22 protein-coding genes are annotated in these 22,209 nt (G+C 34.0%); 11 read left to right on the forward strand and 11 right to left on the reverse strand.

The genetic code is table 11. From position 1 onward, the window contains the following. The 7 genes from ACWA1F_RS18355 (at window position 1) to ACWA1F_RS18385 (ending at window position 8,643) form a co-directional block, all read left to right on the forward strand. A complete protein-coding gene (locus tag ACWA1F_RS18355) occupies window positions 1-1,683 on the forward strand; it encodes an MBOAT family O-acyltransferase (RefSeq protein ID WP_456895753.1) in 1,683 nt (560 codons plus the stop codon). Window positions 1,684-2,182: 499 nt separating this feature from the next. Next, on the forward strand, window positions 2,183-3,544 hold the full coding sequence (ffh, locus tag ACWA1F_RS18360; RefSeq protein ID WP_306159288.1) for a signal recognition particle protein: 1,362 nt from the start codon (window positions 2,183-2,185) through the stop codon (window positions 3,542-3,544). Between the two features lie 142 nt (window positions 3,545-3,686). Next, window positions 3,687-4,574 carry a bifunctional 5,10-methylenetetrahydrofolate dehydrogenase/5,10-methenyltetrahydrofolate cyclohydrolase gene (locus ACWA1F_RS18365; protein WP_456895756.1) on the forward strand — a complete coding sequence of 296 codons (888 nt, stop codon included), beginning with the start codon at window positions 3,687-3,689 and terminating at the stop codon, window positions 4,572-4,574. A 402-nt stretch (window positions 4,575-4,976) separates the two neighbouring features. Continuing rightward, complete coding sequence (locus ACWA1F_RS18370) at window positions 4,977-5,903, forward strand: magnesium transporter CorA family protein (protein ID WP_456895758.1); 927 nt, start codon at window positions 4,977-4,979, stop codon at window positions 5,901-5,903. 370 nt (window positions 5,904-6,273) lie between these two features. Then, a complete protein-coding gene (locus ACWA1F_RS18375) occupies window positions 6,274-6,888 on the forward strand; it encodes a hypothetical protein (protein WP_456895760.1) in 615 nt (204 codons plus the stop codon). 4 nt (window positions 6,889-6,892) lie between these two features. Then, a complete protein-coding gene (locus tag ACWA1F_RS18380) occupies window positions 6,893-7,183 on the forward strand; it encodes a winged helix-turn-helix domain-containing protein (protein WP_057114812.1) in 291 nt (96 codons plus the stop codon). 59 nt (window positions 7,184-7,242) lie between these two features. Continuing rightward, a complete protein-coding gene (locus ACWA1F_RS18385; protein ID WP_456895762.1) occupies window positions 7,243-8,643 on the forward strand; it encodes a DUF4153 domain-containing protein in 1,401 nt (466 codons plus the stop codon). A 45-nt stretch (window positions 8,644-8,688) separates the two neighbouring features. Here the strand turns inward: ACWA1F_RS18385 and rluF are convergent, their stop codons facing one another. The 5 genes from rluF to ACWA1F_RS18410 form a co-directional block, all read right to left on the reverse strand. Continuing rightward, a complete protein-coding gene (rluF, locus tag ACWA1F_RS18390; protein ID WP_456895764.1) occupies window positions 8,689-9,522 on the reverse strand; it encodes a 23S rRNA pseudouridine(2604) synthase RluF in 834 nt (277 codons plus the stop codon). 101 nt (window positions 9,523-9,623) lie between these two features. Then, window positions 9,624-9,971: an antibiotic biosynthesis monooxygenase family protein gene (locus tag ACWA1F_RS18395; protein ID WP_456895766.1), complete on the reverse strand. Its 348-nt coding sequence runs from the start codon at window positions 9,969-9,971 to the stop codon at window positions 9,624-9,626. 78 nt (window positions 9,972-10,049) lie between these two features. Beyond that, the gene (locus ACWA1F_RS18400) at window positions 10,050-10,910 is read right to left on the reverse strand and encodes an alpha/beta fold hydrolase (protein ID WP_456895768.1); all 861 of its coding nucleotides are present in this window, start codon (window positions 10,908-10,910) and stop codon (window positions 10,050-10,052) included. Window positions 10,911-11,069: 159 nt separating this feature from the next. Next, the gene (locus tag ACWA1F_RS18405) at window positions 11,070-11,849 is read right to left on the reverse strand and encodes a zinc ribbon domain-containing protein (protein ID WP_091496387.1); all 780 of its coding nucleotides are present in this window, start codon (window positions 11,847-11,849) and stop codon (window positions 11,070-11,072) included. Window positions 11,850-11,852: 3 nt separating this feature from the next. Further along, window positions 11,853-12,947, reverse strand: coding sequence for a Nif3-like dinuclear metal center hexameric protein (locus ACWA1F_RS18410; RefSeq protein ID WP_456895771.1), 1,095 nt, complete (start codon window positions 12,945-12,947; stop codon window positions 11,853-11,855). Between the two features lie 201 nt (window positions 12,948-13,148). Here ACWA1F_RS18410 and ACWA1F_RS18415 point away from each other — a divergent pair, with 201 nt between their 5' ends. The 3 genes from ACWA1F_RS18415 to lpxK are packed head-to-tail and all read left to right on the forward strand — an operon-like array spanning window position 13,149 to window position 14,681. After that, window positions 13,149-13,397 carry a DUF2683 family protein gene (locus ACWA1F_RS18415; RefSeq protein WP_456895773.1) on the forward strand — a complete coding sequence of 83 codons (249 nt, stop codon included), beginning with the start codon at window positions 13,149-13,151 and terminating at the stop codon, window positions 13,395-13,397. Then, a complete protein-coding gene (locus tag ACWA1F_RS18420) occupies window positions 13,373-13,654 on the forward strand; it encodes a Txe/YoeB family addiction module toxin (RefSeq protein ID WP_456895775.1) in 282 nt (93 codons plus the stop codon). The genes ACWA1F_RS18415 and ACWA1F_RS18420 overlap by 25 nt, the downstream gene beginning before the upstream one ends. A 4-nt stretch (window positions 13,655-13,658) precedes the next feature. Continuing rightward, entirely contained in the window at window positions 13,659-14,681 is a 1,023-nt protein-coding gene (gene lpxK, locus ACWA1F_RS18425; RefSeq protein WP_456895777.1) for a tetraacyldisaccharide 4'-kinase, read from the forward strand. Between the two features lie 20 nt (window positions 14,682-14,701). Here lpxK and ACWA1F_RS18430 read toward each other — a convergent pair whose 3' ends face one another. The 3 genes from ACWA1F_RS18430 to lipA all read right to left on the reverse strand — a co-directional run bounded on the left by ACWA1F_RS18430 (window position 14,702) and on the right by lipA (window position 18,839). Next, on the reverse strand, window positions 14,702-16,873 hold the full coding sequence (locus tag ACWA1F_RS18430) for a tetratricopeptide repeat-containing hybrid sensor histidine kinase/response regulator (protein WP_456895779.1): 2,172 nt from the start codon (window positions 16,871-16,873) through the stop codon (window positions 14,702-14,704). Between the two features lie 26 nt (window positions 16,874-16,899). Further along, on the reverse strand, window positions 16,900-17,898 hold the full coding sequence (gene gap, locus ACWA1F_RS18435) for a type I glyceraldehyde-3-phosphate dehydrogenase (RefSeq protein ID WP_456895781.1): 999 nt from the start codon (window positions 17,896-17,898) through the stop codon (window positions 16,900-16,902). Window positions 17,899-17,972: 74 nt separating this feature from the next. Continuing rightward, the gene (gene lipA, locus ACWA1F_RS18440; protein WP_456895783.1) at window positions 17,973-18,839 is read right to left on the reverse strand and encodes a lipoyl synthase; all 867 of its coding nucleotides are present in this window, start codon (window positions 18,837-18,839) and stop codon (window positions 17,973-17,975) included. A gap of 327 nt (window positions 18,840-19,166) precedes the next feature. Between lipA and ACWA1F_RS18445 the strand changes: the two genes are divergently transcribed. Next, entirely contained in the window at window positions 19,167-20,036 is an 870-nt protein-coding gene (locus tag ACWA1F_RS18445) for a M48 family metalloprotease (RefSeq protein ID WP_306159258.1), read from the forward strand. Between the two features lie 59 nt (window positions 20,037-20,095). On the opposite strand, the gene ACWA1F_RS18450 is transcribed toward ACWA1F_RS18445, so the two are convergent. The 3 genes from ACWA1F_RS18450 to ACWA1F_RS18460 all read right to left on the reverse strand — a co-directional run bounded on the left by ACWA1F_RS18450 (window position 20,096) and on the right by ACWA1F_RS18460 (window position 22,207). Then, on the reverse strand, window positions 20,096-20,476 hold the full coding sequence (locus ACWA1F_RS18450; protein ID WP_008464535.1) for a PH domain-containing protein: 381 nt from the start codon (window positions 20,474-20,476) through the stop codon (window positions 20,096-20,098). Between the two features lie 63 nt (window positions 20,477-20,539). Then, window positions 20,540-21,274 carry a DUF4184 family protein gene (locus ACWA1F_RS18455; protein ID WP_456895786.1) on the reverse strand — a complete coding sequence of 245 codons (735 nt, stop codon included), beginning with the start codon at window positions 21,272-21,274 and terminating at the stop codon, window positions 20,540-20,542. 102 nt (window positions 21,275-21,376) lie between these two features. After that, entirely contained in the window at window positions 21,377-22,207 is an 831-nt protein-coding gene (locus ACWA1F_RS18460; RefSeq protein ID WP_456895788.1) for an energy transducer TonB, read from the reverse strand. Between the last annotated feature and the right edge of the window lie 2 nt (window positions 22,208-22,209).

A 22,209-nucleotide genomic window follows, 5' to 3' on the forward strand; every position in this document is an offset into this window, starting at 1 on the left:
TTGACAACAATAGAGAGCATTAATAATTGGTTTATTCAAAACTTTGGTGCAATTACAATAGAACAAGTTAAGAGTTGGTTTGTTTACGATCCCGACGAAAAACTTTTATTCAATACCGGTTTATTCTTAGGTTTATTTCTGGTTTTCTATTTTGTGTATGGTTTTTTACGCAAAACATTTTATTTGAGATTAACGTATGTTATTCTCTTCTCGCTTTTCTTTTATTATAAGTCAAGCGGAATTTACTTTTTACTGTTATTGCTTTCATCGGTAGTAGATTACGGCTTGAGCCAGATTATTTATAAAGAAAGTAGAGACGGCGTAAAGAAATTATATTTGGTTATAAGTGTGATTTTGAATTTAGCGCTTTTAGGTTATTTCAAATACATGAATTTCCTGATTGTGACATACAATGATATGTTTAGTGGAAATTTCGCCCTTCATAATGTTTTCTTGCCTGTTGGAATTTCATTTTACACTTTTCAATCGATGAGTTATATTATTGAGATTTATCGTGAAGAAATCAAACCGACCAAAAATTATATCGAATATTTATTTTTCGTGTCATTTTTCCCGCAGTTAGTCGCTGGGCCAATTGTACGTGCAAAAGATTTTCTTCCGCAGATTTATCAGAAATTAAACCTAACGAAACAAGATGTAAACAATGCTTTATTTTTGATTATTGGAGGTTTAATTAAAAAGACGGTAATTTCAAATTACATATCAGTAAACTTTGTAGATCGTGTTTTTGATACGCCGCTGAGTTATACATCATTTGAAAACCTAATGGCTTCTTACGGATATGCGATTCAAATCTATTGCGATTTCTCTGGATATTCAGATATGGCAATTGGTATTGCATTATTATTAGGATTTAAATTGCCAGCCAACTTTAGAACTCCATACAAATCGACTTCGATTACCGATTTCTGGAGAAGATGGCATATTTCACTTTCGACTTGGTTAAAAGACTTCTTATACATTTCGATAGGAGGAAATAGAACAGGTTCTTTCGCAGGATATTTATTCCCAAGTTTATTTTTCTTCGGATTATTGCTTTGGGGAATGTCTTGTTACAATGAAAGTATAATTCCGCTTATCATTGCAGGAAGCAGTATTTTGATTTTCTGCTTGTCATTTTTACTTTCAAGCAAAATCAAACAAACATTAGTGACCAACTTCAACTTGTTTACGACAATGCTTTTGGGCGGTTTGTGGCATGGAGCAGGAGCGCAGTTTATAGTTTGGGGAGCATTGCACGGATTAGCTTTGGCGGTTCACAAAATTTTTATGGAATTCTTTCCGTCTAAAAAAGATAAAAGTCCGAATTTCCTATGGAGATTTTTCTCTATCGTAATCACATTCCATTTTGTGGTTTTCTGTTGGATCTTTTTCCGCGCTAGAGATTTCGAAACAGCATTGCAAGTAATTAACAATATTGGCCAGTTAACATTCGAACCAGAACTTTGGAAAACAATTGTATTAGGTTATAAAAATGTTTTCGGATTAATGCTTTTCGGTTACGTTTGGCATTTCTTACCAGAAACTTTCACAAACGGAATGAAATCTGTTTTCGACAAAACACCATTATTAGTAAAAGCAATAATCTTAGGATTCGTTTACTGGATAGTTTACGCAACAGCAGTTGCTGGTTCACAACCGTTTATTTACTTCCAATTTTAGTCAGAGTTACAAAGTGACATAGTTACAAAGGCGCAAAGGTTTTTTCTTTTGCGCCTTTTTTTTGGGGTATGCCACGAAGGCGCTAAGACGCGAAGCTTTTTTTGTTTCACGCAGATTTCACAGATTTTAGCAGATTTAATTTTGATTTTTAAAATAGAAATTTACATCATCTGTTTTGATCATTTTAAATCTGCGTGAAATAAACTTTGCGCCTCTGCGCCTTTGCGCGATTTTTATTTTAGAGAAGTTTTTTGTTTCACGCAGATAATGCAGATTTGTCTCGTAATATCTATTTTGTAGATTTTCAATTTTTATATTAAAAAATAAATCAGCTTAATCTGCGGGAGAAAAAATTCGAGAAATCAGTGTAATTCGTGGCTAAAAAACTTTGCACCTTGAGCCTTTGTAACTCTGTCACTTTGTGACTTTGAACCTTAAAATAAAAATTGCCTGAAATATCTAATTAGATTATCTTTGCACTTCATATAAAGAAAATGATATGTTTGATAATTTAAGTGATAAGTTAGATAAAGCGTTCCATATATTAAAAGGACACGGTAAAATTACAGAAGTAAACGTAGCCGATACCTTAAAAGAAGTTCGTCGTGCCTTATTAGACGCCGACGTTAACTTTAAAATTGCCAAAGATTTTACAGCCAAAGTAAAAGAAAAAGCAATTGGTCAGGATGTATTAACTACACTTCAGCCAGGACAATTATTGGTGAAGTTAGTAAAAGACGAACTTACCGAATTAATGGGTGGAGATGTTGCTGGAGTAAACCTTTCAGGAAATCCGACAGTAATCTTGATGTCTGGACTTCAAGGTTCTGGTAAAACGACTTTCTCAGGAAAACTAGCGAACTTCTTAAAAACAAAGAAAAATAAAAAACCACTTCTTGTAGCGTGTGATATCTACCGTCCAGCGGCGATCAATCAGTTACATGTTGTTGGAGATCAAATAGGTGTTGAGGTTTACTCAGAGCCAGAAAATAAAAATCCTGTAGAAATTGCACAAAACGCAATTAAACACGCCAAAGCAAACGGATTCAATGTTGTGATCGTCGATACAGCAGGACGTTTAGCGGTAGATCAGGAAATGATGGACGAAATTGCACGTGTACACAAAGCAATTGAGCCACAAGAAACATTGTTCGTTGTCGACTCTATGACAGGACAAGACGCTGTAAACACAGCAAAAGCTTTCAACGATATCTTAAACTTTGATGGAGTTATCTTAACGAAGTTAGATGGTGATACTCGTGGTGGAGCTGCTCTTTCGATCAAAACGATTGTAAACAAACCAATTAAATTTGTTGGTACTGGAGAAAAAATGGAAGCAATTGATGTTTTCTATCCAGAACGTATGGCAGAGCGTATCTTAGGAATGGGAGACGTTGTGTCTCTTGTTGAAAGAGCTCAAGAACAATTTGACGAAGAAGAAGCAAGAAAACTTCAAAAGAAAATCGCTAAAAACGAATTTGGTTTTGATGATTTCTTAACGCAGATTCAGCAAGTGAAAAAAATGGGTAATATGAAAGACTTGGTTGGAATGATACCAGGTGCTTCTAAAGCCATGAAAGATGTAGAGATCGAAGATGATGCTTTCAAACATATCGAAGCCATTATCTACTCGATGACACCCGCAGAAAGAAGTAAACCAGCCTTAATCGACGTAAAAAGAAAAGCCAGAATCGCAAAAGGTTCGGGAACTAAAGTCGAGCAGGTAAACCAACTGATGAAGCAGTTTGACCAAATGAGCAAGATGATGAAGATGATGCAGGGGCCAGGCGGAAAAAATCTGATGAAAATGATGGGCGGTATGAAAGGAATGCCAGGTGGAATGCCGGGAATGCCAAAATAAAAAATAATAAAAGTTTCAAGTTTCGGGTTTCAAGTTATGAGACAGAAATTTGAAACTTTTTTCAATAATAAAAAGGGAATGTTTTTAAAACAAAACCTGAAAATAAAAAGGACAGCAAACAACAAACAACAAACAAAACAACATGCAGTTACTAGACGGTAAAAAAACATCTAACGACATTAAAAACGAAATTGCAGTAGAAGTTCAATCTATAAAAGATGCAGGAGGAAAAGTACCTCATTTAGCAGCGGTTTTAGTTGGAAATAATGGAGCAAGTTTAACTTATGTAGGAAGTAAAGTAAAATCATGCCAAGAAATCGGATTTGATTCAACTTTGGTTTCTTTACCAGAAACAATTACAGAAGAGGAACTTTTGGCAAAAATTAAAGAATTAAATGAAGATGATAATCTTGATGGATACATCGTTCAGTTGCCTTTGCCAAAACACATCGACGAGCAGAAAATTTTATTAGCAATCGATCCAGATAAAGACGTTGATGGTTTCCACCCAACGAACTTTGGTAGAATGGCTCTTGAAATGGAAAGTTTTATTCCGGCAACACCATTCGGAATTATGGAGTTGTTAGAGCGTTACAAAGTAGAAACTGCAGGAAAACATACCGTTGTTATCGGAAGAAGCCATATCGTAGGCCGTCCGATGAGTATTTTAATGAGCCGTAAAGGAAATCCTGGAGATTCAACGGTAACTTTGACTCACAGCCGTACTAAAAACTTAGCAGAATTTACTAAAAATGCCGATATCATTATCACTGCTTTAGGAGTTCCGGAATTCTTAAAAGCAGATATGGTAAAAGACGGAGTAACGGTTATCGACGTTGGAATCACTCGTGTAGATGACGCATCAAACCCAAAAGGATATGTGATCAAAGGTGACGTTGATTTTGACGGTGTAAGCAAGAAAGCAGCATTCATTACGCCAGTTCCAGGTGGAGTAGGGCCAATGACCATTGCCATGCTTTTGAAAAATACTCTTTTAGCAAGAAAAATGAGAAGCGCAAGAAACAAATAATTTGTTTGCGTTAAGATATATTTAGGGAGCCTGTTCAGTTGAACAGGCTTTTTTGTTTTAGAAGCCGAATAGTATTTTAACACATAGAAACATAGATTTTATTTGTGAAAAAAAAAGAGATTAAAAAGGAAACTAGTTTCCTCACACATAGCTATGTGAATTAATGCAAGTGAAACGCCTTTACGGATCTAATTTATCTATGATTCTATGTGTTAGAAATTTTAAACGCATGGTTTTAATATATTATTAATACTTTAAACTTTTTCCTTCTAAAAATAAAGGATACTTTTGCAACACTTTAAAAAACACTTCTCCACAATGGACGATTATTATTCGTTAGTATTTAATTAAAAGCAGCAATTGAAATTTCAAGGTGCTGCAATAAACACGTAGTTACTAGAAATGAAAGCCTTTTACACAAACAACAACGGATTGGTAGAAATTCAAAAATGGATTTCAAATTGCTGGATTCACATCGAATCACCTACAGAAACAGAAAAAAAATATCTATTAGAAGAACTTCAGATTCCCGAAGCATTTTACAACGACATCGAAGATATTGACGAAAGACCACGTATCGAAATCGAACACGGCTGGACGCTTATCATCATGCGCATCCCAATAAAAAGTAGCGATGTCAAACTCCCTTTTCAAACCGCACCGCTCGGAGTAATTTTTAAAGACGATATCTGCGTCACCATCAGTTTTTACAAAACAGAAATCATAGCCGATTTTGTGCAATATTCAAGACGCAAAAACATCGAAATCGAAGACAATTTCAATTTAGTTCTAAGACTTCTTTTGTCTTCAAGCGTTTGGTATTTGAAATACCTAAAACAGATCAACCAAAAAATTAAATTGGCCGAAGATAATTTAGAAAAATCAATCAAAAATGAAGAATTGCAAGCCTTGCTTCAAATCGAAAAATGTTTCGTATTCTTCATCACTTCATTAAAAGCCAACGACGTTTTATTCCAAAGAATCAAGAATCTAAAAGCACACAAAGCCAGTTATGATCCAGAATTGCTAGAAGACGTAGAAATCGAATTGAATCAGGCACAAGATACCGCCAATATTTACAGCAACATCTTAACCGGAATGATGGACGCGTACGCCTCTGTAATCTCCAATAATATGAATAATATTATGAAGCAAATGACCTCGATTTCCATCATTTTAATGATTCCAACACTAATCGCCAGTTTATACGGAATGAACGTCCCAAACGGCTTGGAAGAAAGCAAATACGGAATCTGGATTCTGCTTTTCGTTTCCATTATTCTTTCTGTTGGTGGCGTTATGCTGTTCAAACGCAGAAAATGGTTTTGAATACAAACTAAAAATAATTTAAAAGTCCGTTCTTGATGAATGGACTTTTTCGTTTTTATTATTTGGGCGTGACCCCGATGCGTCGAGAGGGCAAACATACTTTGTCTGTATACGCCCTCTCAACACATCGGGGTCGGGCTATCCGCGCTACTTCGGTAGCTAGCTCCTATCCCTCACGCGGTCAGACGTAGCATTCCTGCAAGGTTTCCAAAACCTTGTAGGTATAAGTAAAGACTATAATGAAAAAATAGTTTGCTAAACTTTTAGACCTACAAGGTTTTGGAAACCTTGCAGGAATTAAAAATATTTTCACTTTTTTATTTGCCAATTCAAAATAAATAATAACTTTGTACTGCAAAGTACTTTAATTATGAATCAAAAGCACCAAGAAGATTTAGCACATATTCGTTCCATGATGGAGCGCTCTTCAAGATTTATATCATTAAGCGGACTTTCAGGAGTTTTCGCTGGTCTTTCGGCTTTAATTGGCGGAATCTATGTTTACCAGCTGTTCAAAGCAAACGGCATGGATTATCTAAATGATGAACATAGATTGTACACAACCAATTTAGTTTCAGAATTATTCTGGATCGGAATCACAATTTTAGTATTTGCATTTGCATTTGGAATCTTTTTCACCATTAGAAAAAGCCGAAAATACAATTTGCCAATCTGGACATCAGCAACAAAAAAAATGCTGTTCAATCTAGCAGTGCCGCTTTTTGCTGGCGGAATATTCTGCTTGGCAATGATGCACCACGGCTATTTTGGTTTAGTCGCGCCATCAACTTTAATATTTTACGGACTAGCTGTTTTAAACGCAGAAAAATATACATTTTCAGACATTAAATATCTTGGTTTTTCGGAACTGATTTTAGGATGTATTGCACTTTTTTATATAGGATATGGATTGATTTTCTGGATTTTAGGATTCGGAATCCTGCATATCGTGTACGGATTAGTGATGTTCAAAAAATACAAATAACCCAATGGGAATTATTGATAAACTAAATAAAGATTTTGAAAGCCGTGTCAGACTGGGTATAATGTCCGTTCTGATGGTTAACGACTGGGTAGATTTTACCGAGATGAAAACGCTTTTGAATATCACCGATGGTAATTTAGCGAGTCATTCCTCAGCGCTTGAAAAAGCAGGTTATATAGAAGTAAAAAAAGAGTTTGTGGGCAAAAAGCCAAAAACATCTTACCAGGTTACCGATTTAGGGCGCGCTGCTTTTAAAGAGCATTTATCATATCTAGAAAAATTAATGAAATCTTAAAAACTAAAATTTTTTACCCAAAAACTTTGAATTACAAAGTACTTTTAAAAATAGTAATCATGAAAAAACATCAAATTATCTTTGCTTGTACAGCAGTTTTTATCCTGCTTTTTTACAACGAATCTGTTGGAATCAATCTTTCTATTTTTGGCGTTTTACTGACGCTATTAATTAGTTATTTCTTTCAGGAAAAGTTTGTAGAACGATCACATCTTGTGCTTGTAATGACCTCTATATTGTCTTGTTTCGCCTTTGCGTGGTATGGAGACGCAGCTTCATTTTTTGCTTTAGCGTTATCAATACTGTTTTTACAATTCAAAACGCAAGATGGCGAACTCAAAACAATTCAGGTATTTCCATTAATAATCTTAAATGGATTTACTTCTATAGGGAGAATTTTCATGTTTAGCCAATGGCTTCCAGAGCGAAAAATCCATAATGATTTTGCTAAAAAACTCGTAGCCTTTGTCCTTATTCCAGTAATTTTTCTCGGATTGTTCTTTATTGTCTATTCTTTCGGAAGCGACCATTTCTCTTCATTGTTTACCGATTATGAATTGGATATCAATATGCCGCAGCTAATCGCAATGTGCATTTTAGGCTTTTATATTTCGTTCAGTTTTTGGAATTATTGGGTTCCAGATGTCTGTTATCAATACAATCCAAAATTGAATAATGAATTCACTAATATTTCAGAAGTCAAAAATCAAAATACCTTTTCATTTTTAGATCTTGACTTCGAACGAAAAAGTGGCGAGATCACCTTGGTTCTTTTAAATATTATGCTTTTAGTTTTCATCGGAACGTATAATTACGAGCAGTTTTTTGAAATAAAAGACACAGCCGTAAAAATGTCTGAATTGAGCGCTGCAACACACGAAAGAGTAAATTCAGTTATTTTTTCAATTTTGATGGCAGTGGGGGTAATCTTATTTTATTTCAAAGGAGGGTTTAATTTCGATGCGAAAGCAAATCTTCTTAAAACGCTGGCTAAAATCTGGATCTTTCTAAACGGAATTTTGATAGTAAGTACATTCGTAAAAAACTCAGAATATATTTCTTCTTTTGGTTTAACCTATAAACGTTTGGGTGTTTACGCATTTCTAATTCTTTCGCTTATCGGACTGGTTTATACTTTTTTAAAAATAAAAAAGCAAAAAACAAATGCGTATTTAGTCAATCAAATGGTTTGGTATTTCTACGGAACAGTTCTTTTGTGCAGTTATGTAAATTGGGGAAATTTAGTGACTAATTATAATATTTCTGTAAACAAAGGTCTGGAGCCAACTTTTTTAAGCGACTTGAACTTTAATGATGATGCTCGAAGAGCATATTTTCTAAAGAATAATTTGAGTGGAGGATATAATGAAGAAATGAGAGAAAAATTAATTTCAAATTATCAGAACGAAAAGTTTTTATCTAAAGCTTTGTATTATGAGTTTTTGGATAAACAGAAATAGTCTTAAAACAAGAATCCCATTCATTTATTTGAATGGGATTTCTACTTATTTATTATCGCCTCTTTTTTTAAATCGAGGATCATGTTTTGAAATAAATGCTTTTCTTCGGGTAGGAGTGGAAGTAGAAGTTGGAGCTTCAACTTTAGGAAAACTTGCTTCTTCCGTTTTACTAGAAGGCTCAATCAGCTGGTTCAGTTCTTTGATTTCATCGTCTGTTAATTCTCTGTAACGGCCAACAGGAACATCCAAAGAAATATTAATAATTCGGATACGTTTAAGCGCTGTAACTTCGTAACCCAAATATTCAGACATTCTTCTAATTTGGCGGTTTAATCCCTGCGTTAGAATAATTTTAAAAGTGAATTTGCTAATCTGTTCTACTTTACACTTTTTAGTAACCGTATCCAGAATCGGAACTCCATTTCCCATTCGCTGAATAAAACGTTCTGTAATCGGTTTGTTTACCGTAACCGTATATTCTTTTTCATGATTGTTTCTCGCGCGAAGAATTTTGTTGACAATATCGCCGTCATTCGTCATAAAAATCAATCCTTCACTGGCTTTGTCCAACCTTCCGATCGGGAAAATACGTTTAGGATAATTGATATAATCAACAATATTGTTTTTGACTTCAAGATTGGTAGTACATTCAATTCCGACAGGTTTATTGAATGCTAGATAAATCATTTTTTCGTTTTTTTCAATGATCAATTTACCATTTATACGTACTTCATCATCTGGCGAAACTTTAGTTCCCATTTCGGCCACAGCACCATTTATTGTCACTCGTCCTTCTTCAATCAATTTATCGGCTTCACGACGCGAGCAGTAACCCGTTTCTCCGATAAATTTATTAAGACGTTTTAAATTTTCTTCCATACTGCAAAAATAGACAAAATTTAAATTTTAGACTTCAGATTTTCGATTTTAGATTTTTTTTGAAAAACTTAGAGCCTTAGCAGCTCAGAATCTTAGTGTCTTTAAGAAGTATGATATTTAGAACTGTCCTCGGGAGTTTCTTTTCTTTCAAACATTCCGTAATCGCGAACTACGGTTGCAATTCGCAAATGGTAATCTTTAAAAATTTCATTTCTGCCTTTTGCCTGTGCATGGCGATGCATTTCAAGATTTCTCCATTGCTGAATGCTTTCTTCATCTCGCCAAAACGACAAAGAAAGAATCTTTCCAGGATCAGCCAAACTTTGGAATCTTTCTATGGAAATAAATCCGTCGATATGACTCAACTCCGGTTTTAGACTGGCTGCAATATCCAGATATTCTTCTTTTTTCCCTTCGTTCGGAATGACTTCAAAAATTACGGCGATCATCTTTTGGAATTATGAATTATAAATTATGAGTTATAAGTTGAATTAAATGCAGAAAAACTTTGTGTCTTTGTCACTCTGTTACTTTGTCCCTTCAGAAAAAAGAAACTCAATCACTTTGCCATACAATTCGTCATCATGCATTCCGTGACCCAAGCCGCTTGTTTCTACAAACTGGCTGTTTTTCCAATTGCTGGCGATTTTTTGCCCTTCGGCGAAAGCCACAATTTTATCAGAAGTATCGTGAGCGATAAATCCAGATACATTAAATTGAGAAGCAAATTTCTGTCCCGAAAAATCTTCCAGTTTAAAATTGAATCGGTCCATGAATTTGCTTTCTAAAAGCGAAAACATTTTGGTGTTCAGACTCAACATGGAAATATAATTATCAATCAGAGTTTTTAGTTCAGATGGAGCGCCTAAAATCACCATTTTATTGATGCTCGTATTCGGAAATAAATATTGATGATAAACGCAGGCTGCACCGCCAATTGAATGTCCGATAATAATTTCAGGCTGATATTTTTCTACTGCTTTATTGATGAATTCTGCATAAAGAGGAACATTAAATTCTTTTCCGCTGCTTTGTCCGTGTGCAGGTGCGTCTAGCGCTATGATTGTGCTTCCTGATTTTTGAAGATGCGGTAAAGTTTTTTTCCAGCGTGACGAATTACTTTCCCAACCGTGAACTAAAAGAATTTTGGTTTCATTTCCTTTCCAGATATAGGTTTGAAAATGATGTTCATTATGGTGGAAAATTTCTGTTTCGGTATTTTTTAAAACTTTAGGAAGCTTTTCTTTTTGTAATCGGCCAATTCGAGGCTGGCTGAAAAGGGCATACGAAAGTTCAACAGCTTTTTGCGGACGCACATAACTCAGAAAGTTAATATAAGTTCCAACAGATTTTAATGTAATGAAACGGATTCCTTTTTTAATTCCCAAAACGTAATTTTTTTTCTAAAGGTAAAAAAAGGTCTGCCACGAATTGCACAAATTAACACGAATTTTTTATTCGCATTCTAATCGAAAAAAAATATAATTAGTGAAAATTTGTGCAATTTGTGGCAAAAAAAAAGTCCCGATTAAATCGGGACTTGATATTTAGAATTTTGCGAACAATTGTTCCATTTTTTCTTTTTCTTCTTCAGCTAACTGAGTGTCAACTAAGATTCTTCCAGAGTGCTCATCAGTGATGATTTTCTTTCTTGAAGCAATTTCAACCTGAGTTTGTGGTGGAATTGTAAAGAAAGATCCAGCAGAAGCTCCTCTTTCGATAGAAACTACAGCTAAACCATTACGAACACTGCTTCTGATTCTGTTGTAAGCAGCTAATAATCTGTCTTCGATTTGTGCAGCATACTCAGCAGATTTCTCTGTTAAGAAAGTTTCTTCTTTCTGAGTTTCAGCCATAATAGCATCCAATTCAGATTTTTTATGTTTTAAATGAGAGCTCTTAGCATCAAGTTTTTCTTTTAAGTTAGAAATAACTTCTTTTTTGTGCTCGATAGAAGCTTTCATTTCTTTGATTTGCTTTTCAGCCAATTGAATTTCTAATTCTTGAAATTCAACTTCTTTTGTCAAAGAATTAAATTCTCTGTTGTTACGAACAGATTCTTGTTGTTTTGTGTACTTCTTGATAACCTCTTTATGCTCCTCAATAGCAATTTTCTTTGCTTTGATTTGCTCTTCAATCACTTCAAGTTCACCTTTCAGTTTCTCTGAACGAGTGCTCAAACCTGCAACTTCATCTTCCAAATCTTCAACCTCTAAAGGAAGTTCTCCTCTAACGTTTCTGATTTCGTCAATTCTAGAGTCAATAAGCTGTAAATCGTATATTGCTCTTAACTTGTCCTCAACACTTAATTCTTTCGTATTCGTCATATTCTATAAGTACTTAACTGGATTTGTATTTTCTTCCGATAAAATGATTGCAAAATTAAGAATTTTTTTTCGAAGATAATCAACAATATAATTTTTTGTATAGCGTTCACTCTCAAAATGACCAATATCGGCCAAAAGTAGCTTATTTTCAGCTTCATAAAACTGGTGGTACTTCAAATCGGCAGTCAAAAAAGCGTCGGCTCCAGCCTGAATTGCATTTTTTATAGCAAAACTTCCTGAACCGCCCAAAACGGCAACTTTCTTGATTTTTTTGCCTAAAAATTCAGAATGACGAATTCCGTCAGAAATCATTTTTTCTTTAACAAAATGAAGAAATTCTTTTTCATCCATTTCATTTTCAAATTCTCCAATCATTCCTAAACCAATATTCTGATGCGCATTTTTCAAATCGTAGATTTCATAAGCTACTTCTTCGTAAATATGATTCGCAAAAAGAGCTTTTAAAATTCGAGATTGAAGATGTTTTTCAAACACCACTTCAATCTTAATTTCTTCTCCCGTATGCAGTTTCCCTTTTTCGCCAATTACCGGATTGCTGTCTTCATTTCCCTGAAAAGTAAAAAATCCTTTCGTATTAAAACTGCAGTTATCGTAATTTCCGATTGTACCGGCTCCAGCTTCAAACATTGCATTTCGAACTTTATCTGCATTATCTGGAACGGTAAAAGTGACTAATTTTTGAATGAAATTATTTTTCGGAACCAAAACTTTAGTATTGATTAATCCTAAAGCATCGCAGAAAATTTTATTTACGCCTTGCGAATGATTGTCAAGCGCGGTATGAACGGCATAAATAGCAATGTCATTTTTTATGGCTTTTAAAATAGTACGTTCCACATAATTTTTACCTGTGATTTTTTTAATTCCGGAAAATAAAATAGGATGGAAGCAAACCACCAAATTGCAGTTTTTAGAAACAGCTTCGTCAATTACATTTTCCAAAGCGTCGTGGCAGACTAAAACGCCCGTACTTTCGGTTTCAGAATTTCCTACTAAGAGTCCGACATTATCAAAATCTTCGGCATAAGCCAAAGGAGCCATTTCTTCAAGAACCGAGATAATTTCTTTTATTTTCATTTTTTTTGTTTCAAGTTTAAGGTTTAACGTTTCAAGTCTTTATTAGAAAATTTAGAAACCTTGATAAGTTTAACAAAATAACGAATAATCAGGTCAATTTAAAATCCTAGATGGCGTTTTTATAGAATAACACGAGTAACATTGGTAACACAATGTTACTCGTGTTACTTTTCGTATATTTGTAGTTCTAAATTAAAAGTCATGGCTACAATAAAAATAAATGAGCGTACAAAAACAGGCAAAGCTTTTATGGCTATGTTTGAAGCTTTTTTTAAAGGAGTTGAAGGTATTGAAATTGTCGAAGACAATTATAATCAGGTTAATGAGGAAGAAGTCGTATATAGCGCTGAATTTGTTGAGAAAGTAAGAAAAGCAGAAGAAAATATTAAAAATGGCGAAACTACAACACTTAATCCAGATGATATATGGGGAAGTTTAGGGTTGAAGTAACTAAAATGGCCAACCAAGACATCGAGAAGCATAAAAAATCAGGAAATAAAATCTCGATTAAAAATATTGCTAAAATTTTAATAGATCTTACAGAAAACCCGTATGAAGGTTTTGGGAATCCAGAGCCTTTAAAACATGAATATTCAGGATTATGGTCGAGACGAATTAATCAAAAGGATCGACTAATTTATCGTGTAGATGATGAAGTTGTAACTGTATTTGTAATCTCTGCAATGGGTCATTATTCAGATAAATAATTTTATGAAATTACTCCGCTACATACTTTTCCCATTCGCCGTTTTATACGGATTCATTACTACAATTCGTAATATTCTTTTTGATAAAGGAATTTTAAAATCAACTTCATTTGATTTTCCAGTTATTGCGGTTGGAAATCTAAGCGTTGGAGGAACTGGGAAAACGCCGCAAATTGAATATCTTATTCGATTATTATCTGATAAATATAAAATCGCCACCTTAAGCCGAGGTTACAAAAGAAAATCTGAGGGTTTTGTTTTGGCTGATGAAAATGCTAATGCCGAAATTCTTGGTGATGAACCTTTTCAGTTTTATCAAAAATTCCCAAATGTAATGGTGGCAGTTGATGCCAATCGTACAAACGGAATTCAGCAATTGCTTTCGCAAAATGAAAAGCCTGAAATTATTCTGTTGGACGATGCCTACCAGCACAGAAAAGTAAAAGCGGGTTTTTATATCTTATTGACTTCTTATGGGGATTTATATGCAGATGATTTTATGCTGCCAACAGGAAATTTACGTGAAAGTAGGAGTGGAGCAGAAAGAGCCAATATTGTGGTTGTTACCAAATGCCCTAAAATTTTAACAGAAGAAGAACAGGCTGAAATTAAATCAAAATTGAAGTTAAATGCCAGACAACAAGTCTTTTTTACTTTTATAGATTATGATTTGGTTGTTTTCGGCAAAAACGAAAAAATTGCAGTGAGCGAAATCAAATCAGAATCAAAACTCCTTTTAGCTGGAATTGCAAAACCGAAACCATTTTTTGATTATTTAAAAAATGAAAGCGATGAATGTCTTACTTTTCCAGACCATCATCATTTTTCTGATGCAGATTTGGATGCCATTAGAAATAAAGCAAACGGAAGAAAAATAATTACTACAGAAAAAGATTATGTGCGCTTAAAAGATTCTGAGTTGGTGGATCAATTGTATTATCTGCCAATAAAAAGCTCTTTTATCAACCATCAGCTAGATTTTGACGCAACGATTTTAGAATACGTAAAGAAAAACTTAGAGCCTTAGTATCTTAGCATCTTAGAAGCTTAGTTGAAAAACTTAGCAATAGTAGTGTAGAAATCGTCTGGAACAAATGGTTTTGTAATCACATCATCCATTCCGAAAGATAAAAGCATATCTCGGTTTTCATCAAGTGAAATAGCTGTCAAAGCAATAATAGGAGTCGCTTTATCAAATTCGCGAATCAATTTAGTAGCCGTTGTTCCGTTAATTCCAGGAAGATGAACGTCCATTAAAATCATGTCGAATCGCTTGATTTTCAAAAGTTCGACAGCATCTTCTCCATTATCAACAATCTCGCACGTAATGTTTTTGTTTTCCAACATTTTACGAGTAATCATTTGATTGATTTTGTTGTCCTCAATCAATAAAATAGATTTGTTTTTCAATTGGTTGTCGTTATATGGTTTTACTTCTTCGATTACTTCCAATGGTTCGTTGTTGATTTTAAAATTTAATTTGAAGGTAAAGGTAGAACCTTTGCCTACTTCACTTTTTAATTTTATTTCGCCTCCTAAAAGCTCTATCAATTTTTTTACAATAGTCAAACCAAGGCCAGTTCCACCGTATTTTCTATTTACTTCGATAGAACCTTGAGAAAAGCTTTCGAAAACTGATTGAAGTTTGTCTTCTGGTATTCCAATTCCAGTATCTACGATTTCAAAATATACAGTTGCTTCTTCACCTTCTTGCGAATACAATTTTGCAATAACATTTACGTGTCCGTTTTGCGTAAATTTTAAAGCATTGTTGATTAAGTTCAGTATAATCTGAGACAATTTAGTAGGATCTCCAATTAAATTATCAGGAATCGCTTTGTCTATTTCTAAATTGAAGTAGTTTTTGTTGGCGGTTGCCAATTCTTTTAATGAACTTTGAATATTAAAAAGCAGTTCTTTCAAATTGAAACTGATATTTTCAACTTCAACTTTAGTCGAATCTATTTTATTAATTTCTAAAATTTCATTGATAAAAGTAGTTAAATAGTTACCGGAGAATTTCAGAGACTCTAAATATTTTAATTGCTTTTTCTTCGGCTTATCTTCGAGAAGGATGTGTGTAATTCCGTTAATGGCATTCAACGGCGTCCGGAGTTCATGGCTCACAGTCGACAAAAATTCAGATCGCGCTTTTGATGCTTTTTCTGCTTTATTTTTAGCCAGAATCAATTCTTTATTTTTTTCCCGGAGCAGTAAATTATTCTGGTTTCTAATAATGTTGTTTTTGTATAAAGCCAAACTCAACAGTGATAAAATCGAAATTAAAGCAATTGCCAGTATACTCACTAACTTAGAATACCGATAGGTTTTGAGCTGAAATTTCTCTTCGTTTTCTTTTTTAATAGTATTATTTAAAGATTGATTTTTTTTGAATTTTTCGAATTCGTCCAAATCAACTTTAGCGTTTTTTAATTTTAAAAGATAGTTTTCCAGCTGATAATGTTCGTCTAAATAAGAATACGCTAGATCATAATTTTTGTTTTGTTTGTAGTATTGGCTTATCGCTAAAACGATTTTAGATTTCTTTGGCAAGTCATTGATTTTAGAATTGTATTCTAAAGCTTTGTCAAAATATATTATAGCAGAATCATTTCTTTTAAGCTGTCCTTCAATCAAGCCAAGCTGATAATAGGCATCTACTTTGGTTTTTGTGATTGTAGGATTATCAGGTTTTTTTGTTATTGCTTTGAAGGTTTTTGCTGCTAATTTGAGATCTTTATTAGACATAAAAGCCAAAGCTTTTTGGTAATCTAAAACTTCCGCATTATCATTGATATTCAGCTCCTTTAATAAATCCTTCGCTTTGGTGTAGTAAACGGTTGCTGTTTTGTAATCGCCTTTGGCAGTATTGGTCACGCCAATATAATGCAAGGCTAAAGCTTTTGTACAGCTGGGTTTTATGGTGTCGAATAAAGAAACTGTTTTGTGGAAGTTTTTTAAAGCATCTTCAAATTTTCCTTGATTGTAATAAATTTTACCAAGCTTAAAAGTCTGATTGGCTAGATTTTCTTTCTTGCCATTTTCTTCGCAAAAATTAATCGACTTTTCAGTGTAATATACCGCCTGATTGAACTTTTTATTGTTAAGGTTTAAATTGGCAAGCTTGTTATAATAGCTCACGCTATCCGTATTCTTTTTAGCTTGAGAATACAAAAACGAGTTAAAAAAACAAACAACAATAAAAAGATAGTATTTCATGTATGGCAATGCATTTACAATGAACCTTATTTTTCTCTTATTAGTAAAATTAAATCGATCAATCTTGATGAATAGCCAATTTCGTTATCGTACCAGCCTACTACTTTTACCATTTTATCGATAACTGAAGTTAGCTGAGCATCAAATAAACAAGAATGTGTGTTGCCAATTACATCAACCGAAACAATCGGATCTTCGGTATAATCTAATATTCCTTTTAAATTTGTTTTTGAGGCTTGTTCGAATGCTTTATTTATTTCTTCAATGCTTACAGCACGTTTTACATTGAAGGTTATGTCTGTTAATGAACCGTCTGGAACTGGGACTCTTATGCCACAACCACCCATTTTATTGTGCAATTTAGGAAAAATTTTTGTTAATGCCTTAGCTGCACCAGTAGTTGTTGGAACAATTGACTGGCTGGCACCTCTCGCACGGCGTAAATCCTTATGTGGCTGGTCATGAAGACTTTGGTCTGTCGTGAAAGAATGTATAGTTGTAATGTAAGCCTGTTCAATTCCGCACAATTCTTCAATAATTTTAATCATCGGAGCGGCGTTATTTGTCGTACAGCTTGCATTCGAAACGATGTCTTCGGTACCTTCCAAAATATGTTCGTTTACACCAAGAACGACTGTTTTTATAGTGTCAACTTCAGATGGGGCTGAAAGGATAACTTTTTTTGCTCCAGCTTCTAAATGCGCATTTAATTCTTCATGCGTTTTGTACTTGCCAGTCGATTCGATTACGATATCAATCGAATGCGATTTCCAATCTATGTTTGAAATGTTTTTTTCGTGAAAAAAGAAAAAATGCTTTCCGTCTACAATAATACTATTTTCGTCATGACTTACTTGCGCAGGCAAAACACCGTGAATACTGTCATATTTTATTAAATGAGACATGGTTTTGTTATCTGCAATGTCATTTATAGCAACGACTTCAATTTCAGGGTGATTTAAAAGCAATCGGAATAAATTTCGTCCAATTCTTCCAAATCCATTAATAGCAATTCTTGTTTTCAATTTTTTCTTTATTCGTTGAACTGTTTAATCGTTTAATCGGTTTTACAATTAAACGATCAAACAATTAAACTTTTTTATAAAATATGTTTTTGTGCTTTGTAAGATGAACGAACAAGAGGCCCGCTTTCTACGTGTCTAAAACCTAATTCAAGACCAAATTTTTCATATCTGGCAAATTGTTCAGGTGTGATAAATTCTTTTACAGGAAGATGTTTTTTACTTGGTTGCAAATATTGCCCAATTGTAACCACGTCAACATTTGCATTTCTTAAATCGGTCATAGTCTGGAAAACTTCTTCTTCAGTTTCTCCAAGCCCAAGCATAATTCCAGATTTTGTTCTGTTAATTCCTTTTTCTTTTAGATAACGAAGCACTTCTAAACTTCTGTCATATTTAGCTTGGATACGAACTTCACGAGTCAAACGTCGTACGGTTTCCATATTGTGAGAAACCACTTCAGGATTTGCTTCTACAATACGATCTAAATTTCTTTCAATTCCTTGAAAGTCTGGAATCAAAGTTTCTAGAGTAGTTTGAGGATTCATTCTTCTAATAGCTCTCACGGTTTCCATCCAAATAATAGAACCGCCGTCTTTAATATCGTCTCTGTCAACACTTGTAATAACAGCATGTTTGATATTCATGATTTTAATAGAACGAGCTACTTTTTCAGGTTCGTCCCAATCCACCGTTTCTGGTCTTCCAGTTTTTACACCGCAGAAACCGCACGAACGGGTACAAACGTTTCCTAAAATCATAAAAGTCGCTGTTCCTTCACCCCAGCATTCTCCCATATTTGGGCAGCTTCCAGAGGTACAAATGGTATTTAAACTATATTTATCAACTAAACCTCTAAGTTCAGTATATTTTTGTCCGATAGGTAATTTTACTTTTAACCACTTTGGTTTTGTGGTAGGTATATTTTCAGCGACTGTTTCCATATATCAATGTTCAAAGTACAAAGATACGGAATGTTGTTTATTTGAAGATTTGTTTAAGGTTTAATTTAGCAATTAGGTGCTAAAAATGAGTAGATGTGCGCTTTAATTATGTGTAATAAAATAGTTAAATGTTTGTGTTAAAAACATTATTTGTTGCTGTATAAGTGTTTTCTTTTTATGAATATTTATTTTGAGCATAATTATAGCAATGAGTTGTGTTTTAGTACTTTAAAATTTCTACCTTTAAATGTTAAAAAAACTAGATTTCTCATAGAAATAGGAAGATGTTTTTGTAGTATATTTGTTATTAAATTAATAAAAGTAAAAATGAAAAAGAAATTTATTGTATTAGGAGTTTTATTGGCAGTTTTTGGTTCTACAAAAACAAATGCACAAATTAATTTTGGAGATAAAGCAATTGGGGCAGTTCAGAAAGGGGTTAGCGGTTTTACTTTTAGTAATGCCGATGCAGCAAAACTGTCTAAAGAAGCGGTAGATAAATTGGATGCAGAGCACGAAATTGCTGGCCCAACAGATGGTTATGCGATACGATTAAACCGTGTTTTTGGGAAACATGCATCTGGAGATGGATTTACTTTAAATTATAAAGTTTATAAATTGAAAGAAGTAAATGCTTTTGCAACGGCAGACGGAAGCGTTCGAGTATATTCTGGATTAATGGATATTATGGATGATAACGAATTAATTGCTGTAATCGGTCACGAGATTGGACACGTAGCCAATAACGATTCCAGAGACGCTATTCGCGCGGCTTACCAGAAAGAAGCTTTAATGGACGGAGTAGCTTCTCAATCGGCGACTGTGGCAACAGTTACAGACAGCCAGCTTGGAAAAATCGGAAGCGCTATTATTGATAGTAAATACAGCCGTAAACAAGAATCGGAAGCCGATTTATTTGCTTATAATTTCATGAAGAAAAACGGCTATGATGTGAATGCTGAAGAATCTGCTTTTAGAATTTTAGCCAAAATGAGCGAAGGATCTGAAGCTTCATTTATTGACCAAATGATGAGTTCTCACCCTGATTCTAAGAAAAGGGCAGATGACGCGAAAAAAAGAGCAGAAAAAGATGGTTTGTATAAACCGTATGTGCAGCAGAAAATTGTAAATACTGTTCCTGTAACTACAACTAAAAAAGCTACAACTACAAAGAAAACAACAACAAAAAAGAAATAAAAGTTGTTTCTTAAAATTATAAACCCCGTCAGATTTTATGATTTGACGGGGTTATTTTTTTATCCTAATACATGAAAAGCAAGAATCTTTTGCACTTCATAAACATTAACCGATTTGTTGAATTGTTTTACGATGCTTGGTTGCTGTTCGCTCGAAATCCAGATTTTTAATTCAGCATCTAGATCAAAAGTTCCAGCAGTTTCTACACTGAATCTTGTAATGTTTTTGTAAGCAATAGATTTGTATTCTGTTTTGCTTCCAGTAATTCCTTGCACATCAACCAAAATCAATCTTTTGTTTGTGAAAATGAAAGTGTCACGAATAAGTTTAAAACCCATTTCGATTTCTTCATTTGCTGTCAAAAGCTGTCCATATTTTTTAATTAAATCTTCCTGACTTACAGAACCTGCATTGCCAAGAATAGCTGAAAATATTCCCATTATTTTGTTTTTAATTCGTTAAAATAAAATCCGTTTTTGAAGCAGTAAATGTAGTTGATTTTGTTAATTTTTTTGAGCCGATTTGAATTTAATTATTAGCGGAATTATAGTTATTGCAATTAAAAAAGATGCTATAAAAGAGACAACTAGATTGCCAATGTTTAAAGCTTTCGGATTTATTATAAATCTCATAAATAGAATTGCAGTGGCAAATAAAATTACAGCACTCCAATATATTTTATTGGAAGTTGCAGAATTGGATTTTATTGGAAGTTTAAAGAATGCTATCAATAAAATGATGCTTCCAATTAAAGTGCTTAAATGCTGGGCTATTTTCCAGAATGGGATTTCTGTTCCAAAAACCGAAACGGTATTTTTCAAACCATCAATTTGATCTACAAAATAACCATGTTTATGGGTAAAACCATCCCAGAAAATATGAGAAGATATTCCGATTAGCAGAGAAATTAAAACGACAATCCAGTTTTTCTTAAAATAAGCATTCCAGTCAAAATCTGTATAAATCAGAATTCTGTTTTTTATAAAAGACGGAAGATTTTGAAACAGGAGATTTCGAGTTAAATTATGAAAAAGAAAAGTCAATAGAAGCGCAAGAGGCAAATCAAACCAAAAAATCCCGCTTAGGGTATGGCTATAATCGCTTTTAACTTTCATTCGCAGAAAATATTCAAAATCCGGAGTTAAGCTTCCAATTATTAATGCTGTAAGAGAAAACCATGATTTTGGTAAATATCTCAACGGAAGAATTATGGCAGGATGCGAAAAAGTAAAAGGCATTAAAGCTAATTTTTTGAGTTGTTATGTTTTATTCGGAATTAAAAATAAACAAAAAAGCAGAACCTAAAGTTCTGCTTTTTCACTTTTCAAAATATCTATTTTTTATTCAACCTCTGTTTTAATTGTAATCGGAAGATTGTATGCTGTTCTTACAGCTTGTCCGTTAAGAATTCCAGGAGTCCATTTTGTTTTTAATGATTTTAAAACTCTAACAGCTTCTTTTCCCATTCCGAAACCAGGATCATTTTTAACCATAATGTCAGTAAGCGATCCATCTTTTTCAACTACAAACGAAACATACACTCTTAATGTTTTTTCTGCATCAAGCTCTGGTCTGCGGAAATTGTTTCCCACATATTTGTAAAACTGAGCAATTCCGCCTGGAAATTCTGGAAGTTTATCCAAAACTGCAACAGAAACAGGATCGTTAGTTGGTGGTGCAACCGAAGCTGCGTCTCCATTTCCTCCTCCGCCTCCAGTTGTAGGCATTGCATTAGTTGCTGTTCCTGTTCCAGAAGCATTGTCTACAGCAGGCACATTTTCTGTATTAGGCGCTATTTTGTCGACAGCTTCTTCTGGTTTTGTTACCACAGGATTAATCAACTGAGTCGCATCTGTTTGACTTGCGGCAGTTTGTTCTACTACTGGTGCAGGTGGCGCTGGTGGCGGTGGCACAACAGTAGGGTCAATGTTTACAATCGTTGGCGGTTCGTAAATCATTGGCTCTGGCTCAGGTTCAATTACTGACGAATTAAATTTGCTAATGAGTGCAGATGCACTTCCGATAGCCGTTAATAACAATAAACCCATAAAGAGAGCTGTTACAGAATTTTTAGAATTCTCTTGACGTAATTGATATGCGCCGTACTCTTTGTTTTTGTTCTCGAAAACAAGATCGGTCCACTTGTTTTCATAAATACTTAATTTAGACATAA

The organism is Flavobacterium erigeronis, from assembly GCF_054075165.1.